This is a genomic window from Streptomyces sp. WAC03905 (genome assembly GCF_057371075.1).
On the sequence record NZ_JBXYDZ010000003.1, the window covers coordinates 5,851,685 to 5,872,292 of the forward strand.

Annotated in this window: 16 protein-coding genes and 1 pseudogene; 8 read left to right on the forward strand and 9 right to left on the reverse strand. The window is 72.4% G+C overall.

Annotation, left to right across the window (positions count from 1 at the left end):
* Position 1 precedes the first annotated feature (1 nt).
* The gene (locus AC2RP6_RS28940; protein WP_486448838.1) at positions 2-469 is read left to right on the forward strand and encodes a cupin domain-containing protein; all 468 of its coding nucleotides are present in this window, start codon (positions 2-4) and stop codon (positions 467-469) included.
* Here the strand turns inward: AC2RP6_RS28940 and AC2RP6_RS28945 are convergent.
* A complete protein-coding gene (locus AC2RP6_RS28945) occupies positions 433-1,887 on the reverse strand; it encodes a WGR domain-containing protein (RefSeq protein WP_486448839.1) in 1,455 nt (484 codons plus the stop codon). The two genes, AC2RP6_RS28940 and AC2RP6_RS28945, sit on opposite strands and share 37 nt — an antisense overlap.
* 92 nt (positions 1,888-1,979) lie before the next feature.
* Between AC2RP6_RS28945 and AC2RP6_RS28950 the strand changes: the two genes are divergently transcribed.
* Positions 1,980-2,639 carry a nucleoside/nucleotide kinase family protein gene (locus tag AC2RP6_RS28950; protein WP_486448840.1) on the forward strand — a complete coding sequence of 220 codons (660 nt, stop codon included), beginning with the start codon at positions 1,980-1,982 and terminating at the stop codon, positions 2,637-2,639.
* Positions 2,640-2,682: 43 nt separating this feature from the next.
* Here AC2RP6_RS28950 and AC2RP6_RS28955 read toward each other — a convergent pair whose 3' ends face one another.
* Positions 2,683-3,588 carry a carbohydrate kinase family protein gene (locus AC2RP6_RS28955; RefSeq protein ID WP_486448841.1) on the reverse strand — a complete coding sequence of 302 codons (906 nt, stop codon included), beginning with the start codon at positions 3,586-3,588 and terminating at the stop codon, positions 2,683-2,685.
* A complete protein-coding gene (locus AC2RP6_RS28960; RefSeq protein ID WP_486448842.1) occupies positions 3,585-4,529 on the reverse strand; it encodes a pseudouridine-5'-phosphate glycosidase in 945 nt (314 codons plus the stop codon). The genes AC2RP6_RS28955 and AC2RP6_RS28960 overlap by 4 nt, the downstream gene beginning before the upstream one ends.
* A gap of 181 nt (positions 4,530-4,710) precedes the next feature.
* Here AC2RP6_RS28960 and AC2RP6_RS28965 point away from each other — a divergent pair, with 181 nt between their 5' ends.
* Positions 4,711-5,091 (forward strand): cupin domain-containing protein, encoded by a 381-nt coding sequence (locus AC2RP6_RS28965; RefSeq protein ID WP_486448843.1) that lies wholly within the window; start codon positions 4,711-4,713, stop codon positions 5,089-5,091.
* Here AC2RP6_RS28965 and AC2RP6_RS28970 read toward each other — a convergent pair.
* The 3 genes from AC2RP6_RS28970 to AC2RP6_RS28980 form a co-directional block, all read right to left on the reverse strand.
* Complete coding sequence (locus tag AC2RP6_RS28970; protein ID WP_486448844.1) at positions 5,081-6,376, reverse strand: MFS transporter; 1,296 nt, start codon at positions 6,374-6,376, stop codon at positions 5,081-5,083. The two genes, AC2RP6_RS28965 and AC2RP6_RS28970, sit on opposite strands and share 11 nt — an antisense overlap.
* Positions 6,377-6,620: 244 nt before the next feature.
* On the reverse strand, positions 6,621-7,184 hold the full coding sequence (locus AC2RP6_RS28975; protein ID WP_486448845.1) for a methylated-DNA--[protein]-cysteine S-methyltransferase: 564 nt from the start codon (positions 7,182-7,184) through the stop codon (positions 6,621-6,623).
* A 35-nt stretch (positions 7,185-7,219) separates the two neighbouring features.
* Positions 7,220-8,122 (reverse strand): glycerophosphodiester phosphodiesterase, encoded by a 903-nt coding sequence (locus tag AC2RP6_RS28980; RefSeq protein WP_486448846.1) that lies wholly within the window; start codon positions 8,120-8,122, stop codon positions 7,220-7,222.
* 234 nt (positions 8,123-8,356) lie between these two features.
* On the opposite strand from AC2RP6_RS28980, the pseudogene uvrB reads away from it, so the two are divergent.
* The 4 genes and pseudogenes from uvrB to AC2RP6_RS29000 all read left to right on the forward strand — a co-directional run bounded on the left by uvrB (position 8,357) and on the right by AC2RP6_RS29000 (position 14,425).
* Positions 8,357-10,532, forward strand: a pseudogene (uvrB, locus tag AC2RP6_RS28985) (excinuclease ABC subunit UvrB).
* An 88-nt stretch (positions 10,533-10,620) separates the two neighbouring features.
* Positions 10,621-11,199: a TerD family protein gene (locus AC2RP6_RS28990; RefSeq protein ID WP_486448847.1), complete on the forward strand. Its 579-nt coding sequence runs from the start codon at positions 10,621-10,623 to the stop codon at positions 11,197-11,199.
* Positions 11,200-11,243: 44 nt separating this feature from the next.
* Positions 11,244-13,202 carry a TerD family protein gene (locus tag AC2RP6_RS28995; RefSeq protein ID WP_486448848.1) on the forward strand — a complete coding sequence of 653 codons (1,959 nt, stop codon included), beginning with the start codon at positions 11,244-11,246 and terminating at the stop codon, positions 13,200-13,202.
* Between the two features lie 239 nt (positions 13,203-13,441).
* Positions 13,442-14,425: a TerC family protein gene (locus AC2RP6_RS29000; RefSeq protein ID WP_486448849.1), complete on the forward strand. Its 984-nt coding sequence runs from the start codon at positions 13,442-13,444 to the stop codon at positions 14,423-14,425.
* A 28-nt stretch (positions 14,426-14,453) separates the two neighbouring features.
* On the opposite strand, the gene AC2RP6_RS29005 is transcribed toward AC2RP6_RS29000, so the two are convergent.
* The 3 genes from AC2RP6_RS29005 to AC2RP6_RS29015 form a co-directional block, all read right to left on the reverse strand.
* Positions 14,454-15,785 (reverse strand): MFS transporter, encoded by a 1,332-nt coding sequence (locus tag AC2RP6_RS29005; RefSeq protein ID WP_486450486.1) that lies wholly within the window; start codon positions 15,783-15,785, stop codon positions 14,454-14,456.
* A 180-nt stretch (positions 15,786-15,965) separates the two neighbouring features.
* Positions 15,966-16,622, reverse strand: a complete 657-nt coding sequence (locus AC2RP6_RS29010; RefSeq protein WP_486448850.1) for an MBL fold metallo-hydrolase — start codon at positions 16,620-16,622, stop codon at positions 15,966-15,968.
* A gap of 23 nt (positions 16,623-16,645) precedes the next feature.
* The gene (locus tag AC2RP6_RS29015) at positions 16,646-17,335 is read right to left on the reverse strand and encodes a maleylpyruvate isomerase family mycothiol-dependent enzyme (protein WP_486448851.1); all 690 of its coding nucleotides are present in this window, start codon (positions 17,333-17,335) and stop codon (positions 16,646-16,648) included.
* A gap of 186 nt (positions 17,336-17,521) precedes the next feature.
* On the opposite strand from AC2RP6_RS29015, the gene uvrA reads away from it, so the two are divergent.
* On the forward strand, positions 17,522-20,527 hold the full coding sequence (uvrA, locus tag AC2RP6_RS29020; RefSeq protein ID WP_486448852.1) for an excinuclease ABC subunit UvrA: 3,006 nt from the start codon (positions 17,522-17,524) through the stop codon (positions 20,525-20,527).
* Positions 20,528-20,608: the final 81 nt, after the last annotated feature.

Sequence of the window (20,608 nt, forward strand, 5' to 3'; positions counted from 1 at the left end):
CATGGGCGCACGGCGGACGGCGCGGGCACGGTCGCAGGTCACCGGCCTGGGCTTCGGTATCGGCACCGGCAGGGCATGCGTCACCACGGTCCCGGCGGGCCGGGAGATCGTCATACCGCCGGGCGGCTGCACCGGCTGGCACTACCACCGCGTACGGCTTGAAGCCGTCGTCCTGTCGGGCACCCTGACCCGGGTCCTGCACGACCTCACCGTCGAGGTGCACCGGCCCGGGACCACCTTCGTGGAGCCCGCGGGCAGCGGGCACATACACCTGGGACACAACCTCGGCACCGAACCGGTCGTGCTCCACGTGACCCCCCGGCTGCCCGAAGGAACCCCCTTCGCCATACCCGCGCCCGCCCCCGCCGGCGCCACCGCGCACACGTGCCGGGAACACGCCCCCGAACCGCTCGCCGAACCGGCCGGCCACGCTCACACCAGTCGGCGTATCTCCCCGCGGACCCGGTAGAAGCCCCCGGACGCCGCGTGCAGGCCGTCCACCACGTACCGGGCGCCGGCCTCCCGGATACCCCGCGGGAACTGCACGTTCCAGGACGGCTCGAAGCCGCCCGACACCACCTGCACCCGCATCCGGCCGCCCTGCTGCACGCACTCCACCACCACGCCGCCCGCCGGGTCGGACGCCACCGCGGCCATCGAGACCGTCGCCACCGCCGACGCCGACGCGGCCGGCGTGAACACCGGCAGCGCCGCCGCCGACTTCACGTCCATCGGCGCGGGCACCGAACCCTGCTGGGCCGCCGCGATCGCCTGCTCGCTCGCGTCCACGCAGACCAGGGAGCCGTCCGTGGTGACGAGGTACAGCCGCCCGTCCAGGTACTGCATCGACAGCGCCGAACCGCCGCCGGTCCCCAGCTTCCACAGCCGGTTCCCGTCCGCGTCGAAGCAGTAGACGGAGGAGGAGGAGTCGCCCGCGAAGACGTGGCGGCCGTCGGGCGACGTCGCGCAGGAGTACACCGCCGCGTCGCACCGGTAGGTCGCCTCCGTCGCCCCCGAGGCCTTCGACAGCCGCTGCACGGTGTTGCGGACCGTGCCCGCGTACACCGAGTGCTCCTCCTGCCAGCCGAACAGGACCCCGCCCGGGGTCGCGGTGTGCCACAACTGCCCGGTGCCGTCGGCCGCGTAGGCCGTCACACCGCCGCTGTGCCCGTGGTAGACCGCCCGCTCGTCGGCCCGGACCATCCACGCCCCGGTCCCGGCGGACTTCCGCGACCACTGGTGCTCGTCCTCGTGGTCGATGACGGTCAGACCGCCGTTCGCGTCCGAGACGTCGAGCACGCCCTCGTGGATGTCCAGCCAGTAGATGTCGACGTCCGCCGCGATGGCGTAGGCGCCGAAGGGGACCTTCGACGACAGGTCGTACACCGTGCCGTCGTCACAGCCCGCGTATATCCAGAACTCGTCCGCCACCAGGCACTTCACGCCGTCCGGCAGCGAATAGCGGGCCAGCACCTCACCGCCGTGGCTCAGCGTGTAGACGTCACCCGCCTGGTTGCCGACCCAGCAGCGGTCCTCGCCGACATGGATCCCGAAGGCCGAGGAACCGGTGCGGAAACGCCACAGCACCGGCGCGACGGCCCGCGCGGTGGACGGCGCCGACGTCACCTGGCGGCGCGTCACCGACCGGGCGGCCCGCTGCCCCTGCACGGCCGGGGCGTACCCCTTGCGGACCTTCTCCCCGATCTTCTTCGCGGCGGCCGCACGGGCCTTCTCCACGGTCGGGAACGAGGAGTTCTGCAGCTGGCCGGGCGCGCCGATGCGTCCGTAGCGCACGGAGACGGCCGTGCCGTCCACGACCACCTCGTAGAACTTGTGCGCCCCGCCGCCGTCCTGCGACAGCTCCAGATACGTCGTCTCCCGAGCCATGACAGACCCCTCCCCGAAAGCCGGTCCACCGGCGCCGTTTCCGCGGTGATCCCTCGTGGGAAAAGCTACGGCCGAGCACTGACAATGGGCCGGTGCAGTGGGAAGCGATCACATGGCAGCGGATGGCCGAGCGGCTCGCCGGCCACCTCGACGACCCCGGCCGTGACGGCGGCGCGTCCGGGCCCGGCGGAGGCCGGCTGCGCGTGGGCATCGACGGCGCCCCCGCGGCGGACACCGGCGCCCTCGCCGGACGGCTCGCGGAGGAGCTCCGGCAGCGCGGGCGTCCGGTCCTGGTGGTGCCGACCGCGGGCTTCCTGCGGCCCGCGTCCCTCCGCTTCGAGTACGGCCGGCAGGACGTGGACGCGTACCTGGACGGCTGGTACGACACCGGCGCGCTCTGGCGCGAGGTCTTCGGGCCGACCGACCCCGGCGGGACCGGGCGGGTGCTGCCCGACCTGTGGGATCCGGTGACCGACCGGGCGACCCGCAGTCCCTACGTCGAACTCCCGCCCGGCGGTGTGCTGCTGGTGCACGGACCGCTGCTGCTGGGGCGTTGGTTCCCCTTCGACCTGAGCGTCCACCTCCGGCTGTCGGCGGGGGCCCTCGCGCGCCGCACCGAGGAGTCCGAGCGGTGGACGGGGGCGGCGTTCGCCCGGTACGAGGCGGAGGTGGATCCGGCGTCCGTCGCCGACGTGGTGGTGCGGGCCGATGACGCGAGGCACCCCGCCTGGACGGGGATCCGGGGCAGTTGACCCCGGGCCCGCGCCCGGGCGACGGGGGCCGGGGGACATGGAGTCAGGGGCGGGCCCCCGGGTGCGTTATGGCGGCGGCCGCCGCCCGGCAGCCCGCCCGGGCGGATTCCGCCGGGTCCGCGCCCTCCAGGCGGGCCGCGAGGAAGGCGCCGGTGAAGGCGTCGCCGGCGCCCGTGGAGTCCACCACCGGCTCGGCCGGGCGCGCGGCCGCCACCTCCGCCGTGATCCGGCCCCGTTCGGCGACGAGGGCCCCCGCCGGGCCCAGGGTCACCACCACGAGCGGCACCCGCCGGCTCAGCGCCGTCGCCGCCCGGGCCGCCCCCGCCCCCTCCGGCAGCCCCGCCAGCAGCCGGGCCTCGTCCTCGTTCGGCAGCAGCACCCCCGCCCCCGCCACGGCGTCCAGGAACCGCTGCGGGCCGAGCGCCGCCAGGAACCCCGCCGAGGCGGGATCCACGCTCACCGGCACCCCCCGGGTCCGGGCCGCCCGCAGCGCGACCACGGCCAGCTCCCGGCTGCTGTCGGCGAAGAACAGATAACCGGACAGGTGCAGGTGCGCCGCGCCGTCCAGCAGCGACGGCGCCCAGTCGGCCGGGCACAGCCGCAGCGAGGCCCCGCTGTCCGTCAGGAAGGTCCGCTCCGCGTCCTTGCCGACGAGGACCACCACCGTCCCCGTCGGCTCCTGCGGATCGATCACCAGCCGGGGCCGTACCCCCGCGTCGACCAGGGCCCGTTCGTGCCAGCGCGCCGATTCCGTGCCCACCCGCGCGAGGAGGCGCACCTCCGCGCTCCCCGTACGGGCGGCCCAGCACGCCGCGTTGGCCCCGGCGCCGCCCGGCAGGGTGCGGATGCGGGCCGCGGTGTCGGTGGCCGGAGCCAGCGGCTCCGTGTGGACGGCCACCACGTCCGTCACCACGTCGCCGACGACGAGCAGCGCCCCGGCCGCGCTCATGCCCGCGCCGCCCAGGCGCCGGCGATCCGGGCGCCGAGACGTACGTTGCCGCGTACCGCCGCCAGGTTCGCCTCCAGCGAGGCCCCGCCGGTCGCCCGTACCAGGAACCCCAGCAGGAACGGAGTGACCGCCTGCCCGGTGATGCCCCGCTCGCGGCACTCGGCGAGCGCCTCCGCCAGGACCCGGTCGTGCAGCGCCGGATCCAGCTGCTCCGCGGCGGCCACCGGATGGGCCACGAGCAGCGCCGACTCCGGGCCCCCCAGTACGTCCTGAGCGGCCATCACCGCCGCGACCTCCTCGGGCCCGTGCACGGTCCAGTCCACCGGCTCGCCGGAATCGGCCAGGTAGAACCCGGGGAACCGGTCCGTGCCGTACCCGAGCACCCCCACCCCCAGCGTCTCCAACCGCTGCAGCGTGGCCGGCACGTCCAGGATCGACTTCACCCCCGCGCACACCACCGTGATCCGGGTCCGGGCCAGCAGGGCGAGGTCGGCCGACTCGTCCTGCGTCAGTGTCCACTCGCGGTGCACCCCGCCGAGTCCGCCCGTCGCGAAGACGCGCAGGCCCGCCCGGGCCGCGAGGAAGGCCGTCGCGGACACCGTGGTCGCGCCGGTGGCGCCCGTCGCGAGCGCGGGTGCCAGATCCCGGTGCCCGAGCTTGCGCACGCCGTCACCGGCCGCGATCCGCTCCAGCTGGGACTTGTCCAGACCGGCCCGGGCCACGCCGTCGAGGACCGCGACCGTCGCCGGGACCGCACCCTCCGCGCGGACCAGCTCCTCCAGTTCGAGACCCACCTCCAGGTTGCGGGGGCGGGGCAGACCGTGCGCGATGATCGTCGACTCCAGGGCCACGACGGGCCTGCCCCGGTCGAGTGCCTCCCGCACCTCGTGCGACAGGACGGGGCCACCGGACGGGGACGCACTTGCTCTGTGCTGTGACATGTCCCCATCCATGGCACAGGACCACGGCCCCCAAACGCTCTTCCGCCACACCCGTCCCAACCTGTCCGAGTTGCCGCCCGGCGCCCCCGGGCCGACTGGACAGGGTGACGCGTGGGCCGGTCCGGCGCTGGACGCTGTGGTCACCGCGCCGCGCGGGGCGGCCGCACTAGGCTGGCGCGCCATGAGCACCAGTGATCACGCCTCCGCCTCCGTACCCGTACCCGCCTCCTTCGCCGTCGACGTGGCGGACGTGGAACTGGAGCCCGACGACCTCGACCCCGCGCAGATCGTGTCCGGGGACCCGGTCGTCACGGGCAAGGTCCTGTGGGAGTCGGCCGACGGCTCGCAGGTGCGCGGGATCTGGCAGATCACCCCGGGCGTGGTCACCGACGTCGAGGCGAACGAGCTGTTCGTGGTGGTCAGCGGACGGGCCACCGTCGAGGTCGAGGGCGGCCGGACCCTGGAGGTCGGTCCGGGCTCGGCGTGCGTCCTGCGCGAGGGCGACAGGACGGTCTGGACCGTCCACGAGACCCTCCGCAAGGCCTACCACATCAGCTACTGACCCCCTTGGAGTCCATGGGGTGGCGGCGCGCGGTGAACAGGGCCAGTGCCGCCATCGGCAGCAGCAGCGAGGCCCCCACGGCGTTGAGCCAGCCGTAGCTCGCCTGGGACATGATCACGCCGGCGGCGGCCCCGCCCACGCCCGCGGCCGTGTTCATCGTGAGGTCGCTCAGGCCCTGCACGGCGGCCCGCGCGGGCTGCGGCACCGAGTCGGTCAGCAGGGCCGAGCCGGACACCATTCCGGCGGACCAGCCCAGGCCGAGCAGGAAGAGGCCGAGCGCGCTCTGGCCGTGGCTGGGCCCGGCCGTCCCGGCGAGCAGCGCGGCGAGGGACAGCAGCCCGGCGGCGAGGCCGATCACGGAGAGCCGTCCGAGCCGGTCCGCGAGCCAGCCCATGAGCGGGGAGAAGGCGAACATCCCCGCGATGTGGCCGCTGATCACCAGTCCGACGAGTTCCAGCCCGGCCCCGTGGTGGCCCAGGTCCATCGGCGTCATGACCATGATCGAGACCATGGTGGTGTGGGACACGGCGACGGTCAGGAGGGCCAGCCGGGCCCGCGGGGAGGAGCGGACGGCGGAGATCCCGGCCCGGATCGAGCGGCCCTCGCGGCTCTGCTCCTCGGGTGCGGCGAGCGCCCGCGCCGTCAGCAGGGGGTCGGGGCGCAGGAGTACGGCGATCAGCGTGCCGGTCAGTACGAAGACGACGGCGGCCCACACGAAGGGGCCCGCCGTCTCGGGTATGGAGGTCCCCGCGAAGCTGCGGCTCGCCGGAGCCGACAGGTTGGGCCCGAGCACCGCGCCGAGGGTGGACGACCAGACGACGACCGAGATGGCCCGGGCCCGGTGGTCCGGGGCGGCGAGGTCGGCGGCGGCGAACCGGGCCTGGAGGTTCGCGGAGGAGGCGGCGCCGAAGGCGGCCATGCCGATCAGCAGCAGCGGGAAGCTCTTGACGGTGGCGGCGAGGACGACGAGGCCCGCTCCTACGGCGCCGATCCCGTAGGCGAGGACCAGTCCGGGGCGCCGGCCGCGCGCCGTCATCAGGGCGGCGAGCGGCAGCGAGACCAGGGCGGTGCCGATCACCGAGGCGGTGGAGGCGAAGCCGGACAGCGCCTCGGTGCCGCTGACCTCCGTGGCCAGCACGGGGGCCAGGGCGATGCTGATGGGCACGCCGAGGCCGCCGAGCACCTGGCCCGCCACGAGTACCCGGGAGGTGCGCTTCCGGAGCCGCGCGAGGTCCGGGAGGCCGAGCGGCGGGGCGGGCCGGTCCGTGCCCGGAGAGGCGGTCACGCGGTACCCCGCCCTCGCGGGTGCGCGGCGCGGGGCACGCAGGACGCGGTGGGGCCGGGTGGGGCGGCAGCAGTAGTCACCGCCGCAGTGTGCCACCCCTTACCGCCGGGCGGAACCGTGCCGTCGCCGCGGCAGAGCCCCGCAGGTCACAGCCGTCACGGCCGTCGCGGCGCCGGGGGCGTCCCGGCCGGCGCGGAGCGGGGCGTACGGGAGCGCGCGGCGCTCGGAACAGCGGGCGCGGCGCTCAGAACAGCGGCTGGGGGAGCACTCCCTCCAGTGCGAGCAGCTGCCGCTTGGTCTCCACGCCGCCACCGAACCCCCCGATGCCGCCGTCGTTCTCCACGACCCGGTGGCAGGGCACGACCAGCGGCAGCGGATTCGAGCCCATGGCGTTGCCCACGGCCTGGGCGGCCCCGGGCTGCCCGGTGCGGGCGGCCAGCTCCCCGTAGCCGACGACCGAGCCGTAGGGCACGGAACGGTCCAGCTCCTGGAGCACCTGCCGGTTGAAGCCGGAGCTGAGGCGCCAGTCCAGCGGCAGGTCGAAGCGCCGCAGCGAGCCGGCGAAGTAGGCGGCGATCTGGCGCACCGGCTCGGCCAGCAGCACCTCCTCGCCCGGAGCGGGACGCCGGGCGTCGGCGCCGAGCCGCGATATGAGCGGGCCCGTCATCCGGTCGATCCGGTCCGGCCCGGCATGGAACTCGACCCGGACCAGCCCCTGCGGGGTCGCCGCCAGGAGCAGGGGGCCGATGTCGCTGGCGACGACGGTCCATTCGAGGTGCGGTCCGCGGGGCCGCTCGGTGCTGTCCACGCGTCCACGGTACGGCCCGCCGCCGACAGGGCGGCTCAGAAGCCGCCGACCGCCTCCCGGACCACGTCCGGGGCGTTCGTGATGATCCCGTCCACGCCCATCTCCTGGACCTTCCTGGCGGTCGCGGCGTCGTCCACGATCCAGGTGTCCACCTCCATGGCCCTGCCGTGCGCCCCCAGCAGGCCGTGCACCGCCGCGACCCAGTCGGCCGAGATGGTGGTGTGCCACGGGTTGATCCGGTCGGTGAACTCCGCGTACCGCGGCAGGTCCGCCACGGGCGGGGTGCCCAGGAAGGCCGTCACCAGGTCGGGCCGCAGCCCGTGCACGATGCGCACGGAGTCGGCGCTGAAGCTCTGCACCACCAGGCGCTGCGCGACGTGGCGCGCGTCGAGCCAGCCCGCCTCGCCCAGCACCTCCAGGGTCTGCCGCTCGATGCCCGGGTAGAGCTCCGGCTTCTTGATCTCCAGCAGCAGGCGCTGCCGGTTGCGCCGCACCCGGTCGACGTACTGCCGCAGGGTCGGTACGGAGGCGCCCGCGTACTCCTCGCCGAACCAGCTGCCCGCGTCCAGCCGGGCGATCTCGGCCGCCGTGAAGTCCTTGACCTTCCAGGGCTTGCGGTCGGGGAAGACCTGCTCGGCGTCCGTGGTCCGGGCCAGGGTGTCGTCGTGGATCACGACCAGCACCCCGTCCTTGGTGCGCTGCACGTCGTTCTCGACCCATTCGAAGCCGAGGCGCATCGCCAGGTCGATCGCTTCGAGGGTGTTCTCCGGGGCGTACGCCGAGGCCCCCCGGTGGGCGTACACGACGGGTCCCCCCAGGCCCAGCGGTCCGGTGGCGGATCCGGGACCGGGGGCGGCGTACGACGCCGTCCCGCCCAGCAGGGTGAGGGTGAAGCCCAGGAATGCGGCGGCGGCCGCGGCGGCGGGTCGGACGTACATGTGCGTTCTCCTCGGGTCGTGAGCCCTGTTCCTGCGTCAGACGGGTGCGGAGCGGCAGACGTTGTGGCGATGCACTTCACCGCGATCATGGGGTTGAAGATCACAGAGCCGCCACCGAACTACGACAAACGGACCAGAACGGATGACGCCGTCCCCGCCCGCCGGGGCGGCCCGGAGCGTGCCGCGGCCCGGCTGGGGGACGTGAGTGTCGGTGGAGGGTCGTACGGTTGAGTCATGCGGCCCGTATCGAAGATCGAACGCACGGTGGCGCCTTTCGAGGTCGTCAGCCCCTACCAGCCCAGCGGCGACCAGCCGGCGGCCATCGCCGAGCTGGAGAAGCGCATCCGTGCAGGTGAGAAGGACGTCGTCCTGCTGGGTGCGACCGGCACCGGCAAGTCGGCGACCACCGCCTGGATGATCGAGAAGCTCCAGCGCCCCACCCTGGTCATGGCGCCGAACAAGACGCTCGCCGCCCAGCTGGCGAACGAGTTCCGCGAGCTGCTGCCGAACAACGCCGTCGAGTACTTCGTCTCGTACTACGACTACTACCAGCCCGAGGCCTACGTACCGCAGTCGGACACGTACATCGAGAAGGACTCCTCGATCAACGAGGAGGTGGAGCGGCTGCGGCACTCCGCCACCAACTCGCTGCTGACCCGGCGGGACGTGATCGTCGTCGCCTCCGTGTCCTGCATCTACGGCCTCGGCACCCCGCAGGAGTACGTCGACCGGATGGTCGCGCTCAAGGTGGGCGAGGAGATCGACCGGGACCAGCTGCTGCGCCGCTTCGTCGACATCCAGTACACGCGCAACGACGTCGCCTTCACCCGCGGCACCTTCCGGGTCCGCGGCGACACCATCGAGATCTTCCCGGTCTACGAGGAACTGGCCGTCCGCATCGAGATGTTCGGCGACGAGATCGAGGCCCTCTCCACCCTGCACCCGCTGACCGGCGAGGTCATCAGCGAGGACCGCGAGCTCTACGTCTTCCCCGCCAGCCACTACGTCGCCGGCCCGGAGCGCATGGAGAAGGCGATCGCCGGCATCGAGGCCGAGCTGACCGAGCGCCTCGCCGAGCTGGAGAAGCAGGGCAAGATGCTGGAGGCGCAGCGCCTGCGCATGCGCACCACCTACGACCTGGAGATGATGCGCCAGATCGGCTCCTGCTCCGGCATCGAGAACTACTCGCTGCACATGGACGACCGCGAGCGGGGATCGGCGCCCAACACCCTCATCGACTACTTCCCGGAGGACTTCCTCCTGGTCATCGACGAGTCGCACGTCACCGTGCCGCAGATCGGCGCCATGTACGAGGGCGACGCCTCCCGCAAGCGGACCCTCGTCGACCACGGCTTCCGGCTGCCGTCCGCCCTGGACAACCGGCCGCTGAAGTGGGAGGAGTTCCAGGAGCGCATCGGCCAGACCGTCTACCTGTCGGCGACCCCCGGAAAGTACGAGCTTCTCCCGCGGCGACGGCTTCGTCGAGCAGATCATCCGCCCCACCGGCCTCATCGACCCCGAAGTCGTGGTCAAGCCCACCGAGGGCCAGATCGACGACCTGGTCCACGAGATCCGCAAGCGGGTCGAGAAGGACGAGCGGGTCCTGGTCACCACCCTCACCAAGAAGATGGCCGAGGACCTCACGGACTACTTCCTGGAGCTCGGCATCCAGGTCCGCTACCTGCACAGCGACGTCGACACCCTGCGCCGCATCGAGCTGCTGCGCGAGCTGCGCGCCGGCGAGTACGACGTCCTGGTCGGCATCAACCTGCTCCGCGAGGGCCTCGACCTGCCCGAGGTGTCGCTGGTGGCGATCCTCGACGCCGACAAGGAGGGCTTCCTGCGCTCGGGCACCTCCCTGATCCAGACCATCGGCCGCGCCGCCCGCAACGTCTCCGGCCAGGTCCACATGTACGCGGACAAGGTCACGCCGGGCATGGAGAAGGCCATCGAGGAGACCAACCGGCGCCGTGAGAAGCAGATCGCCTACAACACGGCGAACGGGATCGACCCGCAGCCGCTCCGCAAGAAGATCAACGACATCGTCGCCACCATCGCCCGCGAGGAACTGGACACCGAGCAGCTCCTCGGCACCGGATACCGGCAGGCGAAGGAGGGCAAGGGCGCCAAGGCACCCGTGCCGGCGCTCGCCGCCCACGCCCCGGCGGCCGCCAAGGGCGGGAAGGCCGGCAAGGCCGGAAAGGGCGCGAAGGCGGCCGGGGGCGCCGCGGGCACCGAGCTGCTCACCGACCGGCCCGCCGCCGAACTCGCCTCGCTCATCGAGCAGATGACCGACCGCATGCGCGCCGCCGCGGCGGAGCTCCAGTTCGAGGTCGCCGCCCGGATCCGGGACGAGGTCGGGGAGCTGAAGAAGGAGCTCCGGCAGATGAAGGAAGCGGGCCTCGCCTGAGCCGGGGGCTGTCAGTAGGGTTGGGTCACAGCCGCAGGAACACGCTGCGCACCAGTCAACTGGGGCGGGCTATGGAGAGGGGACGCGCGTGACGGTCAACATGACCAAGGGTCAGGCCATCAGTCTGCAGAAGTCGGACGGAGGGACGCTGACCGCGGTCCGGATGGGCCTGGGCTGGCAGGCGGCGAAGCGCCGCGGGCTGTTCGGCTCGCGGACGCGGGAGATCGACCTCGACGCGTCGGCGGTGCTGTTCGCCGACAAGCAGCCGGTCGACGTGGTCTTCTTCCGCCACCTGCAGAGCGACGACGGCTCGGTGCGCCACACCGGCGACAACCTCGTCGGCGGCGTCGGCCAGGGCGGGGACGACGAGGCGATCCTCGTCGACCTCCAGCGCGTGCCGGTCCACATCGACCAGATCGTCTTCACGGTGAACTCCTTCACCGGCCAGACGTTCCAGGAGGTGCAGAACGCCTTCTGCCGCATCGTCGACGAGACCAACGGCCAGGAGCTGGCGCGCTACACCCTCGACGGCGGCGGCGCGTACACCGCGCAGATCATGGCGAAGGTGTCCCGCGTGGGCACCGGCTGGCAGATGACGGCCCTGGGCAACCCGGCCAACGGCCGGACCTTCCAGGACCTGATGCCGGCGATCCTGCCGCACCTGTAGCAGTACCGAAAGAAGAGAAGAAGGCACGGGGGAGGGGCTGCACGATGACGGCCGAACTGGTCCGGGGGCAGAACCACCCCGTGTCCCAGAGCCGGGTGGAGATCAGGGTCTCGGCGGGTACGCCGGTGCTGGCCCTGGCCTCGCTCGCCGACGAACAGGGCCGGCTCTCCGGCAGCGAGGTCCTGGCCCACCCGGGTGCCAGGTCCCTCCCCGGCGTCGAGGCGCCGGCGGGGCTCGCCGACCGGCACACCCTCGCCGTGGACCTCGACGCCGTCGCGGCGGACGTCCACCGCGTCGGCGTGCTGCTCGTCCTGCCGCCCGGCGGCCCGGTCCGCTTCGGCGCGGTCCCCGCCTCCCACGTGGCCGTGGCCGCCCCCGACGGCGGCACCGAGATCGCCGGCTTCACCCTGACCGGGCTGGACGCCGAGAGCGCCGTGGTCGCCCTGGAGCTGTACCGGCGCCAGGGCGCCTGGAAGGTCCGTGCCGTCGGCCAGGGCTACGCCGACGGCCTCGGCGCCCTGCTCGCCGACGGCGGGCTGTCCGTGCCGGCCGCCCGGGAGCTGGCCGCCGCCGCGCTGCGCACCGTCGCTCCGCTGAAGGACGCGGACATCACGCTCGCCACCATGCCCACCCTCGTCGGCGACCTGCGCGCCCCGCAGACGCCCGACCGGGCCCCGGCGTCCGCCCCCGAGCCCCCGGACCCGCTGCCGGTCTCCGGCGCCCCGTACGCAGGTACGCCCGGAGCCGCGCCCGCGGGCGACGGCTCCCCGCCCACGATCAGCTACACCCACCCGCGCCGCCGCCGCACCAGCAGCGAGCCGCCCGAGCCCGCCCCGACGCCCGCGGCCGCCGCGGAGCCGGGGCAGCCGCCGCGGCCGGTCGCCGGCGACGCCAGCGGCTGGTCCATGGACGAACGGCTCTACAACCAGGTCTGGGGCATGTTCGAGGACCTGGCCCGCACGGTCGCCGCCTACCGCAGCGCCGTGGAGTTCGCCGACAACCGCATGGACCGCGAACTCGACGAGGCCCTCTCGGACCCGCGCCACCGCCTCGGCGGCTCCGGCAACGCCGCCCGCGACACCGCCCGGGCCCGCCGCGAGGAACTGGTCGCCCAGGCCCAGGCCGTCCTCGACCGCGACCTCGCCCAGCTGATCGCCGAGTCGGAGGTCGTCGAGCCCGCGCTGCCGGCCTCGTACGCCCGCTGGGACAACCCGGTCTGGCACGGCCACCACACGCCCGAGGAGGGTCCCCTGGCCCTGCGCCTGGGCGACCTGCACCTGCCCGAGCGCCCCGACCTGCGCATCCCCATGCTGGTGCGGCTCCCGCTGGAGCGCGGGCTGTGGATCGACAACGGCCGTACCGGTTCCGAGGCCGCGATGGCCATGGACACCGACCGGCTGCGCCGCGCCGCCATGGACATGGCCGTCGCCCACGCGGTCCGGCTGCTCGCGGTCCACCCCGCCGACCGGTTCTCCGTCCACGTCATCGACGCGGCCGGGGCCGGCGCCGCCTCCCTGGCACCCCTCGTACGGGCCGGGGTGCTGGCCGGGCCGCCCGCCGCCGGAGCCGCGGGGGTCACCCGGACGCTGGCCGAGCTGACCCGGCGCGTGGACCTCGTACAGATGGCATTGCGGGCCGGGGCCCCCGAGGACCTGCCGCCGGACGTGGACACGGCCGAGCAGCTGCTGATCGTGCACGACTTCCCGCACGGCTTCGACGACCGCGCCGTCACCCAGTTGCGCTACCTGGCCGACGAGGGCGCGGCGGTCGGCGTCCACCTGCTGATGGTCGCGGACCGCGACGAGGCCTCCGCCTACGGGCCGCTGCTGGACCCGCTGTGGCGCTCGCTGATGCGGCTGTCGCCGGTGCCGGACAACCACCTCGCCGACCCCTGGGTGCAGCACGCCTGGACCTTCGAACCGAACCTCCCGCCGCAGGGCAGCAGGGTCCTCGACCAGGCACTCGACCGCGTGGCGGAGGCCCGGCGCACTACCCGTCCGTGACCATCCTTTGGCATTCCCTTTACCTTTACCGCCTTCGGCGGGTAAGCTCGACAGCGCGGAGGGGAGTATTCCTGCTTTCCTGCTACGGCGTACCCGTCAATACGGACCTTTGCGTTTGAATGAGCGCAAGTCGGTCCCGGGGCGTCGGCCCACGGCCTCCAGGCCGCCAGGGTGGAAGAGACCTCCGGCAGCGATGACGCTGACGAAGTGCTGAGCCATCCGCCGGAGGCGTGTTCACCATGGAAGTTTCCTGGGCCCTTTGGGTCGCGACCATTCTCGGTCTGTCCCTGCTCATCGGCGCCGACTTCTTCATCGGCCGCAAGCCCCACGACGTGTCGATCAAGGAAGCCGGCACCTGGACGGTCGTCTGGATCGTGCTCGCCGCCCTCTTCGGCCTCGGTCTGTGGTTCTTCGGGACCCCGCAGGCCTCGCAGGAGTTCTTCGCCGGCTTCATCACCGAGAAGTCCCTGAGCGTCGACAACCTGTTCGTCTTCGTCCTGATCATGGCGAAGTTCGCGGTGCCGTCCCACCTCCAGCAGCGCGTGCTGCTCATCGGCGTGCTGATCGCACTCGTCCTGCGCGCGGTCTTCATCGCCGCCGGCGCCGCCATCATCGCCAGCTTCAGCTGGGTCTTCTACATCTTCGGCGCGTTCCTGATCTACACCGCCTGGAAGCTGATCCAGGAGGCCCGCAAGGACGAGGACGAGGAGGAGTTCGAGGAGAACCGCCTCCTGAAGTCCGTCGAGAAGAAGTTCGGCGTCGCCGACCAGTACCACGGCACCAAGCTGTTCATCGTCAACAACGGCAAGCGCATCATGACGCCGCTGATGATCGTCATGCTGGCCATCGGCACCACCGACGTGCTGTTCGCCCTGGACTCGATCCCCGCCATCTTCGGCCTGACCCAGGACCCGTACATCGTCTTCACGGCCAACGCCTTCGCGCTGATGGGTCTGCGCCAGCTGTACTTCCTCATCGGCGGCCTGCTCAAGAAGCTGGTCCACCTCAGCTACGGGCTGTCGATCATCCTCGGCTTCATCGGCGTCAAGCTGGTGCTGCACGCCCTGCACGAGTCCGGGGTGCACGTCCCGGTCATCTCGATCCCGGTCTCCCTCGGCGTCATCTGCGGTGTCCTGGTCATCACCACGATCACCAGCCTGATCGCCTCGAAGAAGCAGGCGGCGGCCGAGGCCGCCACCCGCACCGAGAGCATCGACGCCTGACCCGGACCCCGCGGACCTCTCCGCGGGGTTACACGGGGGCGGCCGAAGCGGCCGCCCCCGTTTCCGTCTCCGCGTCCATCCGGTCGAAGCCCGCGCCCGTCCGCCTCTGCACCACCAGCGGGCCGGTCTCCGGCAGCATCGCGAAGCAGACCAGGCTGACCAGGGCGATCGCCGTCAGGTAGGCCGCGACGCCCCACGGCGGCCCGGAGCCGTCGGCCAGCGCCGTCGCCACGATCGGGGTCAGCGCGCCGCCCAGCACCCCGCCGAGGTTGTAGCCCACGGCCGCACCCGTGCAGCGGATCCGCGGGGCGTACAGCTCCGGCAGGTACGCGCCCACCACCGCGAACATCGTCACCATGCCCAGCAGGGCCACCGCGAAGCCCAGCGTCATCAGCAGCGGGTCGGCCGTCCGCATCAGAGCCACCAGCGGGAACATCCACACCGCGCTGGCCGCGCACCCGGCCAGGCACAGCGGCCGCCGCCCGTAGCGGTCTCCGAGCATCGCCATCAGCGGAGTCATCAGGCCCTTGAACGCGACGGCCGCCATGATGCAGGCCAGCATCGTCGTGCGGCTCACCGTGAGGTGCTCGGTGGCGTAGGCGAGGGACCAGGTGGTGACCGCGTAGAAGACGGCGTACCCGACCGCGAGGGCCCCGCCGGTCAGCAGGAGCAGCCGCCAGTGGCCCCGGACCACCTCGGCGAGCGGGGCGTCGGCCCGCCGCCCGGTCGCCGCGAGCGCACGGAACTGCGGGGTCTCCTCCACCGAGCGGCGCAGCCACAGTCCGGCCAGCGCCAGCAGCCCCGCCGCCCAGAACGGCACGCGCCACCCCCAGGAGGCGAACTGGGCGTCGGTCAGCGAGGCGGACAGCCCCAGCATCAGGCCGTTGGCCAGCAGGAACCCCACCGCCGGGCCGATCTGCGGGAAGCTCGCCCACAGCCCGCGGCGGCGTTCCGGCGCGTGCTCGGCGGTCAGCAGCACCGCGCCGCCCCACTCCCCGCCGAGCCCGAGGCCCTGGAGGAAGCGCAGCAGGAGCAGCAGCACCGGGGCGGCGATGCCGATCGTCCCGTACGTCGGCACGCAGCCGACGGCGACGGTGGCGAGGCCGGTGAGCAGCAGGGAGGCCAGCAGGACCGGGCGCCGGCCGTAGCGGTCGCCGATGTGGCCGAAGAGGGCCGATCCCAGCGGGCGGGCGAGGAAGCCGACGCCGAAGGTGCCGAATGCGGCGAGGGTGCCGGCGAGCGGGGAGAAGGACGGGAAGAACAGCGGCCCGAGCACGAGCGCCGCGGCCGTGCCGTAGACGAAGAAGTCGTAGAACTCGATGGCGGTCCCGGCGAGCGCTGCCGAGGCGAGCCGCAGCATGCCGGGCCGGCGGGCGGGGCCGTCGTCGTCAGCGGCCGGCGGGGCGGCGGGGGCGAGGGGCGGGGAGGGGTCCTGTTGCATGCCGCACCAGATACCGCCTCCCCGTCCGCCGGGACATGCGTTCGCCCGTCAACGACCGGAAGGAGTGCTCCGCGCCGGGAAGTTGACGCGTTGCGGCCCCTACCAGCCGCGCTCGCGCCACTCCGCGAGGTGCGGACGCTCGGCGCCGAGCGTGGTGTCGTTGCCGTGGCCCGGGTAGACCCAGGTCTCGTCCGGCAGCTGCTCGAAGAGCTTGTGCTGGACGTCGTCGAGGAGGCTCTTGAAGGCCTCCGGGTCGTCGTGGGTGTTGCCGACGCCGCCCGGGAACAGGCAGTCGCCGGTGAACACGTGGGCGTGACCGTGCGGGTCGTCGTAGACCAGCGCGATCGAGCCGGGGGTGTGGCCGACCAGGTGCCGTGCGGTCAGCTCGACCCGCCCGACGCGGACGGTGTCCCCGTCCGCGACCGGGACGTCGGTCGCGACCGGGATGCCCTCGGCGTCGAGGGCGCCCGCGTACGTCCGCGCTCCGGTGGCCGCCACGACCTCCGCGAGCGCGCCCCAGTGGTCGCCGTGCCGGTGGGTGGTGACGACGGCGGCGATGCCGTCGTCGCCGATCAGGTTCAGCAGCGTCTGCGGTTCGGCGGCCGCGTCGATGAGCAGCTGCTCGTCGGTGGACCGGCAGCGCAGCAGGTACGCGTTGTTGTTCATCGAACCCACGGCGACCTTGGAAATCATCAGGTCCGCGAGTTCGTGCACGTCGGCCGGACCGCCGACCTTGACCTCTCCGGTGTACGTCATGTGGTGATCCTAGAGGTGTCTTCCTACAACGGCGGGAGCGCGGGGAGGGAGCCGCCCGTGGTGGTCAGGGAGGCGCCCTTGTCGCCGCGGCCCGCGAGCCAGGCGAGCAGTGCGGCGGGGGAGCCGGACACGGTCACGGCCGGGTCCCCGGCGGAGCCGGTGCGCCAGGTGCGGCCGTCGGTGGTGGTCAGGGCCGTCGCGGGCACCTCCGGACGGCCGGACCAGCGGTCGGCGAGGAAGCCGATCTCGCGGTCCGTGAACTCCGCCGGGAGGTCGGAGAGCCCGTAGCCGATGTTCAGGTCGACGTGGTGCAGGTCCACCTCGACCCAGCGGCGGAAGGGCACGTTCGCCGCGAGGTCCGTGACGCCGCCCCGCAGCTCCACGGTGCGCGACCAGTCCTGGTCGTGCTCGGTGGTGGCCAGGAAGCGGGCCGCGGAATCACCGAGGTCCGTCAGGTGTTCTTCCAGGGGCCGGCCGGCGTCGCGGGCGATGTCCGCGTCCCGCGCCTCGCCGCTCTCGTACATGGGGCGGCCCTCGAAGACGTTGACGAGGGCATCGGCGTTGCGCGCGAGGTGGGCCAGGATGTGGCCGCGGGTCCAGCCGGGGAGGTGTGACTCCTCGGACAGCGCGCCGTTGTCCAGTTTCGCGACCGCGGTCAGCAGTCGGTCCGTGGCTTCACGTACAGATCGCAGGTCGTGCACATGATCAGTCATGACGTCGAGCCTAGTGCTCGGGGACGTCGGCCACACGATCGGGTGAAGAGGTCCGCGGAGTGCCGTAAATCGAATGTGCGTGCTATACGCTCGAAGTCCAAGCTCCATCTCCACCGCAGAGGCGCCCCCCCATACCCTGGGACGGGGGCCGTGCCCCCCGCTCTCTCAAGAAAGGTGCGGACCGGCGTGACCGACCGTCTCATCGTTCGTGGCGCTCGCGAGCACAACCTCAAGAACGTCTCGCTCGACCTGCCCCGCGACTCCCTCATCGTCTTCACCGGACTCTCCGGGTCGGGCAAGTCCTCCCTGGCCTTCGACACGATCTTCGCCGAGGGTCAGCGCCGCTACGTCGAGTCGCTCTCGTCGTACGCCCGTCAGTTCCTCGGGCAGATGGACAAGCCCGACGTCGACTTCATCGAGGGCCTCTCGCCGGCCGTCTCGATCGACCAGAAGTCCACCTCGCGCAACCCGCGCTCGACCGTCGGCACCATCACCGAGGTCTACGACTACCTCCGCCTGCTCTTCGCCCGCATCGGCAGGCCGCACTGCCCCGAGTGCCGCCGGCCCATTTCGCGCCAGTCGCCGCAGGCGATCGTGGACAAGGTGCTCGCGCTCCCCGAGGGCAGCCGCTTCCAGGTGCTCTCGCCGCTGGTGCGCGAGCGCAAGGGCGAGTTCGTCGACCTCTTCGCCGACCTCCAGACCAAGGGCTACAGCCGCGCGCGGGTGGACGGCGTGACCGTCCAGCTCTCCGAGCCGCCGACCCTGAAGAAGCAGGAGAAGCACACGATCGAGGTGGTCATCGACCGCCTCACCGTCAAGGACAGTGCCAAGCGCCGGCTCACCGACTCCGTGGAGACCGCCCTCGGCCTCTCCGGCGGCATGGTGATCCTGGACTTCGTCGACCTCGCCGAGGACGACCCCGAGCGTGAGCGGATGTATTCCGAGCACCTCTACTGCCCGTACGACGACCTGTCCTTCGAGGAGCTGGAGCCGCGCTCCTTCTCCTTCAACTCGCCCTTCGGCGCCTGCCCCGAGTGCACCGGCATCGGCACGCGCATGGAGGTGGACCCGGAGCTGATCGTTCCCGACGAGGACAAGTCCCTCGACGAGGGCGCGGTCTCGCCGTGGTCGCTCGGCCACACCAAGGACTACTTCCAGCGGCTCATCGGCGCGCTGGCCGGGGAACTGGGCTTCCGCACCGACATCCCGTGGGCCGGGCTGCCGGTGCGCGCGAAGAAGGCCCTGCTCTACGGCCACCGGACGCAGATCGAGGTCCGCTACCGCAACCGCTACGGGCGCGAGCGGGCCTACACGACGGCCTTCGAGGGCGCCGTGCCGTTCGTGAAGAGGCGGCACTCGGAGTCCGAGAGCGACGCCAGCCGCGAGCGCTTCGAGGGCTACATGCGCGAGGTGCCCTGCCCGACCTGCGAGGGCACCCGCCTGAAGCCGATCGTGCTCGCCGTGACGGTGATGGAGAAGTCGATCGCCGAGGTCGCCGCCATGTCGATCAGCGAGTGCGCGGACTTCCTGGGGCGGATGCGCCTCGACGCCCGCGACAAGAAGATCGCCGAGCGGGTCCTGAAGGAGGTCAACGAGCGGCTCCGCTTCCTCGTGGACGTCGGCCTGGACTACCTCTCCCTCAACCGGGCCGCCGGCACCCTGTCGGGCGGCGAGGCCCAGCGCATCCGGCTCGCCACGCAGATCGGCTCCGGTCTCGTCGGCGTGCTGTACGTGCTGGACGAGCCCTCCATCGGCCTGCACCAGCGCGACAACCACCGGCTGATCGAGACGCTGGTGCGGCTGCGCGACATGGGCAACACCCTCATCGTCGTCGAGCACGACGAGGACACCATCAAGGTGGCCGACTGGGTGGTGGACATCGGTCCGGGCGCGGGCGAGCACGGCGGCAAGGTCGTCCACAGCGGTTCGCTGAAGGAGCTGCTGAAGAACACCGAGTCGATGACCGGGCAGTACCTCGCGGGCAAGAAGTCCATCGAGATCCCGGACATCCGCCGGCCGGTGAACGGCGAGCGCAGGCTGACCGTCCACGGCGCCAAGGAGAACAACCTGCGGGACATCGACGTGTCCTTCCCGCTGGGCGTGCTCACGGCCGTGACCGGCGTCTCGGGTTCCGGTAAGTCGACCCTGGTCAACGACATCCTCTACACCCACCTCGCGCGCGAGCTGAACGGCGCCCGCTCCGTCCCGGGCCGCCACACCCGGGTGGACGGCGACGACCTCGTCGACAAGGTGGTCCACGTCGACCAGTCGCCCATCGGCCGGACGCCCCGGTCGAACCCGGCGACGTACACCGGCGTCTTCGACCACGTGCGCAAGCTCTTCGCCGAGACGATGGAGGCGAAGGTGCGCGGCTACCTGCCGGGCCGCTTCTCCTTCAACGTCAAGGGCGGCCGGTGCGAGAACTGCTCCGGCGACGGCACGATCAAGATCGAGATGAACTTCCTGCCGGACGTCTACGTCCCCTGCGAGGTCTGCCACGGCGACCGGTACAACCGGGAGACGCTGGAGGTCCACTACAAGGGCAAGTCCATCGCGGAAGTCCTGAACATGCCGATCGAGGAGGCGCTGGGCTTCTTCGAGGCGGTGCCGACCATCGCGCGGCACCTCAAGACGCTGAACGAGGTCGGGCTGGGCTACGTCCGCCTCGGCCAGTCCGCGCCGACCCTGTCGGGCGGTGAGGCGCAGCGCGTGAAGCTGGCCTCCGAGCTGCAGAAGCGCTCGACGGGCCGCACGGTCTACGTGCTGGACGAGCCGACGACGGGCCTGCACTTCGAGGACATCTCGAAGCTGATCAAGGTGCTGTCGGGGCTGGTCGACAAGGGCAACTCGGTGATCGTCATCGAGCACAACCTGGACGTCATCAAGACCGCGGACTGGGTCATCGACATGGGCCCCGAAGGCGGTTACGGCGGCGGCCTGGTGGTGGCCGAGGGCACGCCCGAGCAGGTGGCCTCGGTCGGTGCGAGCCACACGGGCAAGTTCCTGCGGGACATCCTGGGCGCGGACCGGGTCTCCGACGCCGGGGCGTCCCCGGTGCGGTCCGCGGCGAAGAAGGCCCCGGCCAAGAAGGCGACCGCGGCCAAGAAGGCGACCGCGGCGAAGAAGGCGGCTCCCGCGAAGAAGACCGCGGCCGCGGCCAAGAAGACGACGACGCGGACCCGCAAGGTCTAATCGCTGCGATCGGCTCAGCAGACGGGAGGGGCCCGGCCACCGGCAGGGCCCCTCCCGCCGTCCCGGCCCTGCCCCGGCGCC

Excerpts from the sequence above, each read along its gene's own strand:
- AC2RP6_RS28940 (WP_486448838.1), top strand. The coding sequence starts at position 2 with ATGGGCGCACGGCGGACGGCGCGGGCACGGTCGCAGGTCACCGGCCTG.
- AC2RP6_RS28945 (WP_486448839.1), bottom strand. The coding sequence starts at position 1,887 with ATGGCTCGGGAGACGACGTATCTGGAGCTGTCGCAGGACGGCGGCGGG.
- AC2RP6_RS28955 (WP_486448841.1), bottom strand. The coding sequence starts at position 3,588 with ATGAGCGCGGCCGGGGCGCTGCTCGTCGTCGGCGACGTGGTGACGGAC.
- AC2RP6_RS28960 (WP_486448842.1), bottom strand. The coding sequence starts at position 4,529 with ATGTCACAGCACAGAGCAAGTGCGTCCCCGTCCGGTGGCCCCGTCCTG.
- AC2RP6_RS28965 (WP_486448843.1), top strand. The coding sequence starts at position 4,711 with ATGAGCACCAGTGATCACGCCTCCGCCTCCGTACCCGTACCCGCCTCC.
- AC2RP6_RS28980 (WP_486448846.1), bottom strand. The coding sequence starts at position 8,122 with ATGTACGTCCGACCCGCCGCCGCGGCCGCCGCCGCATTCCTGGGCTTC.
- AC2RP6_RS28995 (WP_486448848.1), top strand. The coding sequence starts at position 11,244 with ATGACGGCCGAACTGGTCCGGGGGCAGAACCACCCCGTGTCCCAGAGC.
- AC2RP6_RS29000 (WP_486448849.1), top strand. The coding sequence starts at position 13,442 with ATGGAAGTTTCCTGGGCCCTTTGGGTCGCGACCATTCTCGGTCTGTCC.
- AC2RP6_RS29005 (WP_486450486.1), bottom strand. The coding sequence starts at position 15,785 with ATGCTGCGGCTCGCCTCGGCAGCGCTCGCCGGGACCGCCATCGAGTTC.
- AC2RP6_RS29010 (WP_486448850.1), bottom strand. The coding sequence starts at position 16,622 with ATGACGTACACCGGAGAGGTCAAGGTCGGCGGTCCGGCCGACGTGCAC.
- AC2RP6_RS29015 (WP_486448851.1), bottom strand. The coding sequence starts at position 17,335 with ATGACTGATCATGTGCACGACCTGCGATCTGTACGTGAAGCCACGGAC.